Annotated in this window: 10 protein-coding genes; 6 read left to right on the top strand and 4 right to left on the bottom strand. The window is 71.8% G+C overall.

Annotation, left to right across the window (positions count from 1 at the left end):
* Positions 1–348: 348 nt before the first annotated feature.
* Both ACFY1P_RS01640 and ACFY1P_RS01635 read right to left on the bottom strand, forming a co-directional pair.
* Positions 349–3,078, bottom strand: a complete 2,730-nt coding sequence (locus tag ACFY1P_RS01640) for an HAD-IC family P-type ATPase (protein ID WP_390749331.1) — start codon at positions 3,076–3,078, stop codon at positions 349–351.
* The gene (locus ACFY1P_RS01635; protein ID WP_361522179.1) at positions 3,062–3,487 is read right to left on the bottom strand and encodes a metalloregulator ArsR/SmtB family transcription factor; all 426 of its coding nucleotides are present in this window, start codon (positions 3,485–3,487) and stop codon (positions 3,062–3,064) included. The genes ACFY1P_RS01640 and ACFY1P_RS01635 overlap by 17 nt, the downstream gene beginning before the upstream one ends.
* Positions 3,488–3,722: 235 nt before the next feature.
* Between ACFY1P_RS01635 and ACFY1P_RS01630 the strand changes: the two genes are divergently transcribed.
* Positions 3,723–4,595: an RNA polymerase sigma factor SigF gene (locus ACFY1P_RS01630; RefSeq protein ID WP_361522210.1), complete on the top strand. Its 873-nt coding sequence runs from the start codon at positions 3,723–3,725 to the stop codon at positions 4,593–4,595.
* Between the two features lie 57 nt (positions 4,596–4,652).
* Here the strand turns inward: ACFY1P_RS01630 and ACFY1P_RS01625 are convergent, their stop codons facing one another.
* Positions 4,653–5,036 carry an ATP-binding protein gene (locus ACFY1P_RS01625; RefSeq protein ID WP_361522176.1) on the bottom strand — a complete coding sequence of 128 codons (384 nt, stop codon included), beginning with the start codon at positions 5,034–5,036 and terminating at the stop codon, positions 4,653–4,655.
* A 105-nt stretch (positions 5,037–5,141) separates the two neighbouring features.
* Complete coding sequence (locus tag ACFY1P_RS01620; protein WP_361522174.1) at positions 5,142–5,753, bottom strand: DUF3592 domain-containing protein; 612 nt, start codon at positions 5,751–5,753, stop codon at positions 5,142–5,144.
* 304 nt (positions 5,754–6,057) lie between these two features.
* Between ACFY1P_RS01620 and ACFY1P_RS01615 the strand changes: the two genes are divergently transcribed.
* The 5 genes from ACFY1P_RS01615 to ACFY1P_RS01595 all read left to right on the top strand — a co-directional run bounded on the left by ACFY1P_RS01615 (position 6,058) and on the right by ACFY1P_RS01595 (position 13,542).
* A complete protein-coding gene (locus ACFY1P_RS01615) occupies positions 6,058–7,497 on the top strand; it encodes a condensation domain-containing protein (protein ID WP_361522171.1) in 1,440 nt (479 codons plus the stop codon).
* A complete protein-coding gene (locus ACFY1P_RS01610; protein ID WP_361522169.1) occupies positions 7,494–7,748 on the top strand; it encodes an acyl carrier protein in 255 nt (84 codons plus the stop codon). Before ACFY1P_RS01615 ends, ACFY1P_RS01610 begins: the two co-directional genes overlap by 4 nt.
* Entirely contained in the window at positions 7,745–8,971 is a 1,227-nt protein-coding gene (locus ACFY1P_RS01605; RefSeq protein ID WP_361522167.1) for a beta-ketoacyl-[acyl-carrier-protein] synthase family protein, read from the top strand. The genes ACFY1P_RS01610 and ACFY1P_RS01605 overlap by 4 nt, the downstream gene beginning before the upstream one ends.
* 525 nt (positions 8,972–9,496) lie before the next feature.
* The gene (locus tag ACFY1P_RS01600; protein WP_361522164.1) at positions 9,497–11,617 is read left to right on the top strand and encodes an FG-GAP-like repeat-containing protein; all 2,121 of its coding nucleotides are present in this window, start codon (positions 9,497–9,499) and stop codon (positions 11,615–11,617) included.
* Between the two features lie 80 nt (positions 11,618–11,697).
* Positions 11,698–13,542 (top strand): transglycosylase family protein, encoded by a 1,845-nt coding sequence (locus ACFY1P_RS01595; protein WP_390749330.1) that lies wholly within the window; start codon positions 11,698–11,700, stop codon positions 13,540–13,542.
* Positions 13,543–13,556 lie beyond the last annotated feature (14 nt).

Genomic DNA, 13,556 nt, shown 5'->3' with positions numbered 1-13,556 from the left:
ATCCAGCCCGTCCGGCGTTTGAGGACGCTCCCCCAGACTTCGTCCGGGGGGACCCCAGCAGGGCGCTCCCGCCGCAGGCGGCGAACCGGCCCGCAGCCGGGGGTCTGGGGCACGCGCCCCCCCCACGCGGCGGAGCCGCACATCAGACGCAGCCGGGAAGGGGCGGGGTAGGGGAACAAAGCGCCGCAGGCGCACTGAAGCCGCACCCGGGCACGGGTCCGCGGCGGAGCCCCGGCCGCGGCGGAGCCGCGCATCAGATGCTGTGGGAAGGGGCGGGGCTGGGGAACGAAAAAGGGCCGCCGCAGGCGTCAACGTCCGCTACCGACCTGCCGCAGGCGTCAACGCCCGCTACACACCCCGCCGCCGAGCCACCCCCAACGCCACCCCGTAAAGCGCCAGAACCCCCGCCATCAGCCCGTAATACAGCGGCGGCAGCGCCGTCATCCCCAGCACAGGACCCAGCGGCGACAGAGGAAGCAGCAGACCCAGCACCGCCAGCGCCGCCGCCGCGAGCCGGATCGGGGCCGGGGCGCCGCCCTCGGCCAGGCGGCGGCCGGAGCGGAGCAGGAGCATCACCAGGGCCTGGGTGAGGAGGTTCTCCGTGAACCAGCCCGCGTGGAAGGCCGCCTGACCCCGCTCGTCGTCGAAGGACCGCACGGCCAGCGCCAGCACCCCGAAGGTCGTCAGGTCGGCCACCGCGTTCAGCAGGCCGAAGCCGGTCATGAAGCGGAACAGCGCGCGCGGCCGCAGCACCGTCGGGTGCCGGAGCGCGTACGCCCCGGGCCGGTCGAAGGCCAGGGCCAGCTGGGCGGCGTCGAAGCAGAGGTTCTGCACGAGCACCTGCGCGGGCAGCATCGGCAGGAAGGGCAGCAGCAGCCCGGCCACCAGCATCGCGATGACGTTGCCGAGGTTGGAGGAGAGGGTGATGCGCAGATAGGCGGCGATGTTGCCCGTGCTGCGGCGCCCGGCCAGGATCGCCCGGTCCAGCGACGTGAGGTCCTTCGAGGCGAGCACCACATCGGACGCCTCGCGCGCCACGTCCACCCCGTCGCGCGGACAGATCCCCACGTCGGCGGCGTGCAGCGCGGACAGGTCGTTGACCCCGTCGCCCAGGAAGCCGACCGTGTGGCCCCCGCCCTCACGCAGGGCCCGGACGATGCGGGCCTTGTGCTCGGGCGCGCACCGGGCGAAGACCGTCGTACGGGTCGCGAGGCGGGCCAGCTCCAGCGGGCCGAGGCCCTCGATCCGGTCGGCGGTGACGACCTCGCCGGGCTCCAGGCCCAGCTCACGGCAGATCCGGGCGGCGGTGCCCGGGTGGTCGCCGGTGAGCACCTTGACCGTCACACCGCGGTCCGCGAGCGCGGTGAGCGCCTCGGCGGCGGTGGGCGCGAGGGCGTCGCGCAGCCCGACGAAGCCGAGGAAGGCCAGGTCGCGCTCGTCGGCCGGGGTGTACGGCCGCCCGCGCGCGGGCCGTTCCGCGACCGCGACGGCCAGCACCCGTAGCCCGTCGGCGGCCAGCGCGGCGGCGCGCCCGGCGAGCCGCTCCCGCTCCGCCTCACCGAGCGAAAGCCCGGTGTGGCCGACGCGCGTGCAGCGCCGGAGCACGTCCTCCGGCGCGCCCTTGACCACCAGCGTGTGCACCTTCGCCGGCGCGGGACCGCCGGTCAGCGCGCGGACGTTGCCGGGCGTCCCGAGGCGGTCCGGTTCGTAGGCCGCCGGACCGCGGACGACCGCTGTCGCGAGGGGGCGGCCCGGCCCGCACGGCAGGGCGGCGACGCCCTCCACGCTGTCCGCGCCGAGCACCCCGCCGCCGCGCTCCTCGTCCGCGTCGAGGATCGCCTCGTCCAGCGCGTCGGGCGTGGGCAGTTCGGCGAGCTGGAGCGTCCACAGGGCGTTGACCGCCGCCCAGTGCAGGACGGCCGGGTCGTCCTGGCCCTCGCCGTCGACCGCGCAGGTGACGACGGGCACGTCCTGGGTGAGCGTGCCGGTCTTGTCCACGCACAGCACGTCGACCGCGCCGAGGTCGTGCAGCGCCGGCAGCCGCCGGACGATGACCTCGCCGCCCCGGGCGAGCAGCGCCGCGCCGCGGGCCAGCGCGGTCGTCACCACGACCGGCAGCATCTCGGGGGTGAGCCCCACCGCGACGGCCACCGCGAACGGCAGGGTCTCCAGGCCGCGCCCGCGCAGCAGCGCGCCCGCGATGAGCACGAGCGGGGCGGTGAGCAGCATGAACCGCACGAGCGTCCAGGCGATGCCGTTCACCGACCGGTCGAACGGGCTGGCCGCGCGGGACGGGCCGCGCCCCCAGCCGTACGCCTCGCGGTCCCGGTCGGGCAGCGTGCCCGAGAGCATGGTGGCGGCGCCGGTCGCCACCACGACGCCCGTGCCCGTGCCGGAGACGACGCTGCTGCCCTGGAAGCAGCTGTGGATACGGCCGGGCCCGTGGTCGTCGGACCGGGGCACGTCGAGGCCGTGCTTCACCACCGGCGTCGACTCGCCCGTCAGCGCCGCCTCATGGACCGTCAGCCCCGTCGCCCGCAGCAGCCGCAGGTCCGCCGGGACCAGGTCGCCCGGCGCGAGCAGCACGACGTCGCCCGGAACGAGCTGGTCGACGGGGAGTTCGCGGGTCAGGGCGGGCGCGTCGGCCGTCGGGCGGCGCCGGACCGTGGCGGTGGTCGCGATCATGTCGCGCAGGGCCGCGGCCGAACGGTCCGCGCGGTGCTCGCCGGTCGACCGCAGGACGCAGCTGACCATGACCAGGACCGCGATCACACAGGCCGTGCCCCACGCGGACATGACCGCCGAGACCAGCCCGAGGCAGAGCAGGACGGCGGTGAAGGGGTCGCGCAGGCTGCGGGCGAACCGGCGCGGCCACGAGGCCGGGCGGCGCCCGGGGAAGGTGTTCTCGCCGTGCCGCGCGAGGCGCTCCTCGGCCTCCGCCTCCACGAGCCCGCGCGGGCCGCTCCGCAGCGTGCGCAGGACTTCGAGGGCGGTGCCGTGGCCGTCCCCGGTGTGCTCCCGGGGGTTCTCCTCAGCCGCTGCCCCGCGCGCGGCAGGGCCCTCAGGCGCCCAGACCACGGAGGCGCCCGGAACCGGCACGCGACCCGGCGACCGCGCCGGGAACGGCCTCCGCACCGGTCTTGCGGTCGACGAGCTGGCCGACCATGAGCCGTACGATCGTGACGACGTTCGGGTCGTCCACGAGATACACCACGCGCCGTCCCTCGCGCCGGGACCGCACCAGGCCCGCGAGCTTCAGCTTCGCCAGGTGCTGGCTGATCGCGGGGAGCGCCCCGCCCACCCGCTCGGCGAGCCCGCTCACATCGCTCTCGCCCTGGGACAGGGCCCACACGAGATGCAGCCGGGCCGAGGAGGCGAGCAGCCCGAACGCCGCGGCCGCCTCCGACAGCACCTCCGCCGAGGGGTCGTCGAAGCCTTCACCGAAGCTCCCTTCGAAGCCTCCGACGCTTCCGACTCCTGCGGCCACTGTCGCTCTCCCGTCCCTGTCGGGCATCCGGCGCCCGGCACGACCAGTCTAGGCGGGGCCGCGCGGAGGAACGGGCGGACATGCGCCGCAGGCCCGTTCGCCCCTGTTCCTCCCGCATCCCTTTCCTCGGCGCGAGGCGGCCGAATTCGCCGTGGGCGAAAAGAGGAGGCATGCCCGCCGGGCCGCCGGGTAGGCGGCGGACGTCAGCAACGGATCTGGGGAGGACGACGTGACCATCACGGCATCCACGGTTACGACAGAGCATTCGGCGGCTGTTGCGCAGCGGTTCGAAGAGTCGGTCGGGGGGCTGCCGTACATCGAGGACGCGACGACGGTGGCACCGCGGGACGCCCGCGCCCTGTCCAAGCTCTTCTTCGACCGCCTCACCGAACTGGAAGAAGGCACCCACGAATACCAGTACGCGCGGAACACGCTGATCGAGATCAACCTCTCGCTCGTGCGTTTCGCAGCGTCACGGTTCCGCAGCCGTGGTGACCAGATGGAGGACATCATCCAGGTCGGCACCATCGGGCTGATCAAGGCGATCGACCGTTTCGACCTCTCGCGCGAGGTGGAGTTCACCACCTTCGCCGTGCCCTACATCGTCGGTGAGATCAAGCGGCACTTCCGGGACACCAGCTGGTCGGTGCACGTGCCGCGCCGCCTCCAGGAGCTGCGTGTCGAGCTGGCCAAGGCCACCAGCGAACTCTCCCAGGAGCTGGACCACGCGCCCACCCCCGCCGAACTCGCCGAGCACCTCGGCATCACCCGGGAAGAGGTCGTCGAGGGCATCGTCGCCAGCAACGGCTACACCGCCGGTTCCATCGACGTGCCCGTGGACGAGGGCTCCGACCAGGCGGGCACCAGCTACGCCGACCGGCTCGGCGACATCGACCCGGCCCTGGAGGGCGTCGAGAACCTCCACGCGCTCAAGCCGCTGGTCGCCGAGCTCAGCGACCGCGAACGGCAGATCCTGCGCATGCGGTTCGGCGCGGAGATGACACAGTCGGAGATCGGCGCCGAGCTGGGCATCTCGCAGATGCACGTCTCGCGGCTGCTGTCCCGCATCCTCGGCAGGCTGCGGCTCGGGCTGCTCGGGCTGAAATAGCCCCCGGGCCCCCGGCCTGCCGGCTGACCGCCCCCTGCCCGTCGGCGCCCGTCGGCCTCAGATACCGATCGGCAGCGGGGCCGGTCGCAGCCAGGTGGCCCGTACGGTCTTGCCCTCCGGGCAGCGGTCCACCACCTCCAGCCGGGTGGCCAGCCGCTCGACCATGTGCCAGCCCAGCCCGCCGCCCCCGGCCAGGTCCGGGGTGCGCGGCTCGGGCGGGCGGGGGCAGGCGTCGGCGATCTCCACCACCAGCCGCCCCTGCACGGCCCGCACGCACAGCCGCCACCAGCCACCGGTGTGCCGGATCGCGTTGGCCACCAGCTCCGACACCACGAGCACCACGGCGTCGAGATCCGCCCACGGGCAGTTCCGGGCCAGGAACTCCGCCGTCGCGTGGCGGGCCCCGGCGGCATCCCCGTACGGGAATTCGATCACGACCATCTGTGCGGCTCCTTCTCTCTTCGCCAGAGCGTCTACCCATGGATCACGGACTCATGACCGAAAAGTGCGGATCTGTTGTACGGGCGTGCGGCCTGCGGCGGAGCCCTACGGCAGGGCCGTCGGAAAGCCGTCCGGCGGACCCGTCGGGAAGCCCTCGGGCGGGCCCGTCGGCAGCGCGGGCAGCGGTGGCGGCGTCACGTCCGGCGCCCTGCCCGTGCCCCCGTCGTCGACGTGCTCGACCTTCTCCACCACCTTGTCCTTCATCGGCTTGAACACCGACAGATAGAACACGCCGAAGCCCACGCACCCCGTCACGAACACCGCGAGGAACGCCAGCAGGACCCCCATGCCCAGCAGCGTGCGGGAGTCCCCGGGCGCGAGCGCCGTGGCCCGGTCCGGCCGCCCCTCCGGATAGCGGACGGTCACCACGTCCCCCTCGACGACCGTCGCGCGCCCGCCCGCCTCCTCGAACCGCGTCACCCGGCCCTCGGGCGTCGTGAACTCGTAGACGTGGTTCAGCGTCGTCGAGGAGGAGACGTGCACGCCCTGCCGGCGCGTGGTCGTCGTCGCGTACAGCCGCAGACAGCGCCCCGGCACCTCGATCCCGCTGCGCCACGCGGCTCTCAGGCGGCGTACGCGCAGCACCGCCCACACCATTCCCGCGACACCGACGGCCGCCATCAGCCCCGGCACGGCCAGGACGAATACGTCGAACATGAACCCCCCACTGAATGGACGTGTGTTCCCGTATCCAAGCGGGTCGGGCCCTTCCGCGCGAATGACATGAAACCCGGCGGTCCGCCGCGTCTCATAGGGCACCGCGGTGAACCCTGCCACCGCTTCCGGGCCGGTTCGCCAATCCGTGTACGCGGACGGTCCGCGCGCCATGAGCCGCACCGCCGCTGGGCACTGAACGCGGAGATATGGCGGACGGCGAGGTCTGGGGGCTTCACGTGGGTGTGGTGAGGGTTGTCGGAAACGGCCCCGGGGATCGGCGTCGCACCGGGGACGGGGTCCGCGGATGCTGCTGACCCCCCTGCCCGACTACCACGTGGCTTCCGGCCGGCTCCGGGAGTGGACGCTGGACCCCGCACCCTTCCACGAGGCGTCGCGGGCGGCCGGGAACGCGAGACCCCTGTCGTACAACCAGCAACTGCACCTGAAATTCACCCTGAAGCTCATGGAGCGTGACCTCGGGACACCGGCCTGGCTGGGGTTCGGGTTCGAGATCCCCGGGCCGCTCGACGCCGAGGTGTTCCGCGAGACGGTGCGCGTCTGGGCCGAACGGCACGAGACGCTGCGCAGCGGCTTCCGCCTGGAGGACGGGAAGCCCGAGCGGTTCACCGTCGACAGCCGCGCGGTGTCCGTGCGGGACGCGGTCCTGGGCGACTTCACCGGCGGCGAGGAGCTCAGCGGGTACCTCCAGGAGCGCATCGACGCCGCCGCGGAGGCGTTCCGGCTGCCCAGCTTCGTGGTGGAGACCGTGGAGCGCGCGGATTCCACCACCGTCGTCGTGGGACTGGACCACGCGCACGCCGACGGGTACTCCGTCGCGATGGCCGTCCAGGAGTTTCAGGATCTCTACGCCGCGATCGCCACCGGAGAAACGATCGCGCACGACGGCATCGGCAGCTATGTGGACTTCAGCGTCGAGGAGCGAGCCACCGCCGGACAGATCGGCGCCGACCACCCCGCCGTCGCGGAGTGGAGCCGCTTCGTCGAGAACGCAGGCGGCCGGATGCCGCGCTTCCCCCTCGAACTCGGCGTCGCCGAGGGCGAACTGGTGCCGCACACCATGCTGGACACCTGGCTGGTCGACGCCGCCGAGGCCGAGGCGGTCGAGGAGATCTGCCACGCGGCGGACGGCGGCTTCCTCGCCGGGCTGCTCGCCGCCTTCGCGATCGCCGCCCACCAGCTCACCGGCGAGCGGGTCTACCGGACCGTGATGCCGATGCACACCCGCTCCCGGCCGGAGTGGGCGCGTTCGATGGGCTGGTTCATCGGCATCGGCCCGCTCGAGATCGACCTCGGTACGGCGAGGACGTTCCGGGACGCCGTGCACGGCGCGCACCGGTCCGCCAGGACGGCGATGCGCCTCACCCGGGTGCCGTTCCTCAGGATCGTCGAACTCCTGGGCATGGAAGAGGACTTGGAGCGTGCCATGCCCGAGTTCTTCCCGTTCGTCTCCTTCACCGACATGCGGGTGGTCCCCGGCGCGGGTCGGTGGACCGAATGGAACGCCCGGACCCTGTTCCGGATGACCCGCGGCAACAAGGCCAACGTCTGGGTGAACCGCACCCACGACGGAGTGCGGTTCTCCGCACGCCATCCCGACACCGAGCTCGCCGGAACCAGCGTCGCCTGTTTCGCCGACCAGGTGCGGGACGTGCTCCACAGCGTGGCGAAGACGGGCGACTACGCCTTCGCCGACCCATCGAGTACCACAGGAGTGACTGCATGACCCCAGTGCGGGAAATCGTGGAAGCGGTGCTGGCGGGCAAGTTCCAGGTGCTTCCCGAGGAGATGGCGGCCGACGGGACGCTGGCCTCCATGGACCTGGACTCGCTGGCCGTGATCGAGCTGCTCTACACCCTGGGAAGGGAGTTGGACGTCAAGGTCGGCGAGGACGAGGTGACCTCGCACGACACCCTCCCGCGGCTGGTCGCCCTGCTGGAGGAGAAGCGCGCGGCGGCGCAGGGAGTGATGCCGTGAGCCGTACCGGGGTGGTCGTGACCGGCCTCGGCATGGTCACCCCGGCCGGGGCCGGGACGGAGGCCACCTGGCGGGGCGTGTGCGACGGCCGGGGCACCGCCTCGGCCGACCCCCGGCTGACGGGCCTGCCCGTCGACTTCTCCTGCCGCGTCCCGGACTTCGACCCCGGGGCGTATCTCGGGCGCCGGGCCCTGTGGCGGACGGACCGCTGCTCACAACTGGCGGTCGCCGCCGCCCGGGAAGGGGTACGGGACGCGGGGCTCGACCCCGGCAGCTGGGACGGCACCCGGGTGGCCGTGGTCGTCGGCACCTGCTTCGGCGGTCAGCAGGCGTGCGAGGACGGCCACCGCGACCTGCTGCGGGACGGGCCCGAGGGCATCTCCCCGGCGCTCGTGCCGAAGATGATCCCCAACATGCCCGCGGCCGAGGTCTCCATGGACCTGGGGGCCCGCGGGATGAGCCTGAGCGTGTCGACGGCCTGCGCCTCGGGTGCCGGCGCCATCGCCCTGGGCCGGACCCTGCTGCTGTCCGGCGCCTGCGACGTCGTGGTCGCCGGCGGCGCGGAAGCGGCCGTCACCCCCCTGATCGCCGTGGGGTTCCAGCGCATGGGCACCCTCTCCGGGCGCCGCGACGACCCGGCGGCGGCCGCCCGCCCCTTCGACGCCGCGCGCGACGGCTTCGTGCTCGGCGAGGCCGCCGCCGTGCTGGTGCTGGAGCGCGCGGACGCCGCCCGGCGGCGCGGCGCGGTGCCGCGCGCGGTGCTGGCCGGGTGCGGCTCCACCAGCGACGCCTATCACGTCACCGCCCCGCACCCCGAACACCGGGGCGCCGAGGCCGCGTTGCGCGCCGCCCTCGCCGACGCGGGCGCCTCCCCCCGGGAGGTGGACCACGTCAACGCGCACGGCACCTCCACCCGCATCAACGACTCCACCGAAGCCGCCCTGCTCGCCCGGGTCTTCCCGCACGCCCCCAGCGTGACCTCGGCCAAGGGGGCGCTGGGCCACTGCCTCGGCGCGGCCGGCGCGGTCGAGGCGGCCCTGACCGTGCTGACGCTCCATCACCGCCTCGTCCCGCCGACGGCCAACCTGGAGACGGCCGACCCGGACTTCGAGCTGGACCTGGTCCACAAGGCGGCGCGCGAGCAGGAGGTCACCCTCGCGGTGAGCAACGCGTTCGGCTTCGGCGGCCACAACGAGGTCCTGGCCTTCAGGCCCTGGTCGTAACCCCTTCCGTGCCGCGCCCGGAGGAACGGCGGCTCGGCGGCCGGGGCGGATCGCGCAGCCCCGCAGGCGCTTCGGTCCGGGGCGCGGGAGGCGGCATGACGGATGCCCGCACGCGGGATCGCCGGCGGAGACGGCCGTCTGATGAGTGGTCATAGAAGTGACGCAGCTCACTCCTCGATCGGGCCTTCGCCTCAATCCCAACACTTAAGTTGATATCGACCCGAGGGCAAGGTTTAGCCCTCACTGCACCACATTCCGTACTTTTCGCAGGAGCCCTATGCCCCACCCCTCCGCCAGGGATTTGGCGTCACTGAGCTGAACAGCAGGCTCCCCGCACACAAGCTGTGACGGCCCGCTGCGTTGCCTTCACCGGCCAAGGCCGGAACGTTTCCGCGTTCCGCCTTCCTCCCACCCGGGCCCCCGCACGCCGCGCCCTCGCACGCCCATGCCTTCCTTCTTCGGCCTGCCTGGCCACACATCACCCCCGTACGCCACGCGTACGTCCGACGTGTCTGGAGACACCCCTTGCTTCGCAACAAAGCCGCCACACGCGGCGCTTCCCTCGCTCTCGTCACGGCCATCGCCTCCGTCACCCTGGTCACCGGCAGCGCCTTCGCCGACTCGGTGCAGTCCGACTGGAAGTCCGTCACCTCGACCGGAACCCTGGGCAAGGGCGCGGCCGCCGGCGGGCAAGTGACCCGCCAGCAGGTGCTCGAACGAGCCAGAGACTGGTCGGCCCACCGGGTCCCGTACAGTTCGAACGGGCTGAACTCGCCCTACAGCTGGTACTACGACGACGCGACCGGCGGGCGCTACCGCCAGGACTGCTCGGGCTACGTCTCCATGGCCTGGCAGCTCCAGGACAGCCACAACACGTGGTCCCTGAACGACGTGTCGACCGAGATCAAGCGGTCCGCGCTGCAGCCGGGCGACATCCTCAACAACACCGACAGCCACGTCGTCATCTTCGCCGGGTGGATCGACCGGTCGGCCCAGACGTTCTACTACTACTCCGAGAGCGGCCGGCACGTGCCGACGCAGCGGTACGTGGGCAACTTCAACGAGTCCATGCTGTCGGGGCACCCCACCAGCGGCTACCGGGCGTACAAGTACGACAAGATAGTCGACGGCCCGGTCACCGCCGAGCCGGGCGCCGAGGAGACCGGTGCCACCCCGGCCGTCGCCAAGGTCACCGGCCCGTCGGACAGCGCCATCCTGGACGGCCAGGTCGCCCTCACCGCCTCGGCGGAGGAGAAGGTCGGCACCCCGTCCGCCCTGGAGTACTACATCGACGACAAGCTGGTGGAGACCGTCGCCAGCCCCGGCACCGAGTTCTCGATGTCGCTCGACACCACCGAGCTGTCCGACGGCGCGCACACCCTCAAGGTGCGGGCCAAGAACGCCGGCGGCCAGGCCGGCCCGATGTCGGCGGGCTCCGGCTTCTTCGTCGCCAACAAGGCCGTCCCCACCAGCGCCACGGGTGACTTCGACGGCGACGGCAAGGCCGACATCGCCGTCCTCTACAACCTCGGGCAGTCGAAGACCGGCAAGAACCTCACCAGGATCTACAAGTTCACCAACAACGGGCACGGCTTCGACGAGCCCGTCAACGCCTGGGACAACGACGACTCGGTCAACACCAGCTGGAACGCCGACAACATCAAGCTGACCATCGGCGACTTCAACGGCGACGGCAAGAGCGACCTCGCCGCCCTGTACAACTCGGGGCAGTCCCCGACCGGCAAGAACCTCACCACGCTGTACGAGTTCATCAGCAACGGCAAGGACTTCAAGGCCCCGGCCAAGGTCTGGGACAACGACGACGCCACCACCGGCAGCTGGAACTGGCGGGCCAGCAAGCCGGTCGCGGGTGACTTCAACGGCGACGGCAAGGCCGACCTCGGCATCCTCTACAACCAGGGCCAGGACAAGGAAGGCAAGAACAACCTCACCGCCTTCCACATCCTCTACTCCTACGACGGTGGCATCCGCGGCCCGAAGCGTGTCTGGGACAACGACGACCGCACCACCGGCAGCTGGAACTGGGAGCGCAGCAAGCCGGTCGCGGGCGACTTCAACGGTGACGGCAAGGCCGACCTGGGCATCCTCTACAACGAGGGCCAGGACGACACCGGCAACTACCGCACCGCCTTCCACATCGGCTACGGCCGCGCGGACGGCATCAACGCCCCCAAGCGGGTCTGGGACAACAACGACCGCACCACCGGCAGCTGGAACGCCGACCGCAGCAAGCCGATCGCGGCGGACTTCAACGGCGACGGCAAGGCCGACCTCGGCATCCTCTACGACAAGGGCCAGGACAAGGACGGCAACAACCAGACCGCCTTCCACATCGGCTACGGCACGGCGGACGGCATCTCGGCCCCGAAGGTCTTCTGGGACAACAACGACCGCTCGACCGGCAGCTGGAACGCCGACCGCAGCAAGCTGGTCGCCGGGGACTTCAACGGTGACGGCAAGGCCGACCTCGGCGTCCTCTACAACAACGGCGAGCAGCCGAACGGCGACGGCAAGGTGACCCTCTTCAATTTCTTCGGCAACGCCTCCGGCATCTCGGGCCCGAACAAGGTCTGGGACAGCGAGAAGTTCGGCAGCTGGAACTGGTACCGCAGCGACCTCGGCTGACGCACACACCCCGTAGACGCGCCGCCGCGAGGGTTTCCTCGCGGCGGCGCCCTGTTCTCCCACTCAATAGGACTTCCTTCATGCGCAGTAGATCCCGCGGTGCCGTGCGTCTCGCCGTCGCCGCCGCCTTCGTCTCCTCCCTCGCCCCCGCCGCTCTCCTCACCTCGGCCCCCTCCGCCTCCGCCGCCTCCCTGGCGATGTGGGAGCGGATGGCCCAGTGCGAGGCCACGGGCGACTGGACGGCTGTGAACCCGAGCGGCCCGTACTACGGCGGCCTCCAGTTCTCCAAGTCCACCTGGGACGCCAACGGCGGCACGGAGTTCGCCGCCTACCCCCACAAGGCGACCAAGGAACAGCAGATCATCGTGGCGGAGCGGCTCCTGCGTGCCGCGGGTCCGGGCCAGTGGCCCGATTGCAGCAGGCGGGTGGGCCTGGTCAACGACGGCGTCGACCCGTATTCGCGCGCCACCCCGCCCGTCACCCGCGTCACGGCCCCGGAGGGCGGTGGCGTGCTCAGCGGTACGGTCACGCTGACCGCGTCCGTCACCGAGGAGCAGGGGAAGCCGACCGGGGCCACCTTCCTCGTGGACGGCGACGCCGTTGGCACGGCTTCCGGGTCCGGGCCCTCGTACAGCGTGAGTGTGGACACCACGACCCTGGCGGAAGGGCCGCACACCGTGACCGCCCGCGCGGTCAACGACGCCGGCCAGACCGGGCCGACGTCCTCGGGCGTCTCCTTCTTCGTCGCCAACCGGGGCACGGCCGGGCAGGCCACCGGCGACTTCAACGGCGACGGCAAGGCCGACATCGCGATCCTCTACGGCTACGACCGGGAGGGCAAGGACAACCACACCGCGCTGTGGACGCTGCTCAGCACGGGCCAGGGCTCGTTCGCCGCGCCGGTGAAGGTGTGGGACAACCTCGAGGCGGGGACGGGCTCCTGGGACTGGGCCAACTCCAAGGTCGTCGCCGGCGACTTCAACGGCGACGGCAAGGCGGACATCGGCGTCCTCTACAACGATGGCCAGGACGACGCCAAGAACAACCGCACCGCCCTGTGGACCTTCACCAGCAACGGGTCCGGCTTCGACAAGCCGGTGAAGCAGTGGCGGAGCAGCCAGTCCTGGGACTGGAAGCGGTCCAAGCCGGTCGCGGGTGACTTCAACGGTGACGGCAAGGCGGACGTCGGCATCCTCTACAACGAGGGGCAGGACGGCACCGGCAACTACCGCACCGCCTTCCACATCGCCTACGCCACGGCCAACGGGGTCCGGGAGCCGAAGCGGGCGTGGGACAACGACGACCGCACCACCGGCAGCTGGAACTGGGAGCACAGCAAGCCGGTCGCGGGTGACTTCAACGGTGACGGCAAGGCCGACCTGGGCATCCTTTACAACGAGGGGCAGGACGGCACCGGCAACTTCCGCACCGCCTTCCACATCGGCTACGGCCGCGCGGACGGCATCAACGCCCCCAAGCGCGCCTGGGACAACGACGACCGCACCACCGGCAGCTGGGACTGGAAGCGGTCCAAGCCGGTCGCGGCCGACTTCAACGGCGACGGCAAGGCCGACCTGGGCATCCTCTACGACGAGGGCAAGGACAAGTCCGGCGACTTCCACACGGCCTTCCACATCGGCTACGGCCGGGCCGACGGCATCAACGCCCCCAAGCGCGCGTGGGACAACAACGACACCACGACCGGCAGTTGGAACGCCGACCGCAGCAAGCTGGTCACGGGGGACTTCAACGGCGACGGCAAGGCCGACCTCGGCGTCCTCTACAACAGGGGTCAGGAGGACGGGAAGAACAAGGTCGCGCTGCACACCTTCGCCGGTCGTGACGACGCGGTCTCCCGGCCGGTGAAGGCCTGGGACAACGACAATTCGATCAGCTGGAACTGGTACGCCAGCGACCTCGGCTGAGCCGGGCGCCGGCC

Source organism: Streptomyces sp. NPDC001407, assembly GCF_042895325.1.
Lineage (GTDB): Bacteria > Actinomycetota > Actinomycetes > Streptomycetales > Streptomycetaceae > Streptomyces.
Note: the sequence above shows the minus strand (reverse complement) of the source record. Positions and strands in the feature narration are given on the sequence as shown.

What these genes read in the sequence shown, in the direction of transcription:
- ACFY1P_RS01625 (WP_361522176.1), bottom strand. Translation starts at nt 5,036, where the DNA reads ATGGTCGTGATCGAATTCCCGTACGGGGATGCCGCCGGGGCCCGCCAC.
- ACFY1P_RS01620 (WP_361522174.1), bottom strand. Translation starts at nt 5,753, where the DNA reads ATGTTCGACGTATTCGTCCTGGCCGTGCCGGGGCTGATGGCGGCCGTC.
- ACFY1P_RS01615 (WP_361522171.1), top strand. Translation starts at nt 6,058, where the DNA reads ATGCTGCTGACCCCCCTGCCCGACTACCACGTGGCTTCCGGCCGGCTC.
- ACFY1P_RS01610 (WP_361522169.1), top strand. Translation starts at nt 7,494, where the DNA reads ATGACCCCAGTGCGGGAAATCGTGGAAGCGGTGCTGGCGGGCAAGTTC.
- ACFY1P_RS01595 (WP_390749330.1), top strand. Translation starts at nt 11,698, where the DNA reads ATGCGCAGTAGATCCCGCGGTGCCGTGCGTCTCGCCGTCGCCGCCGCC.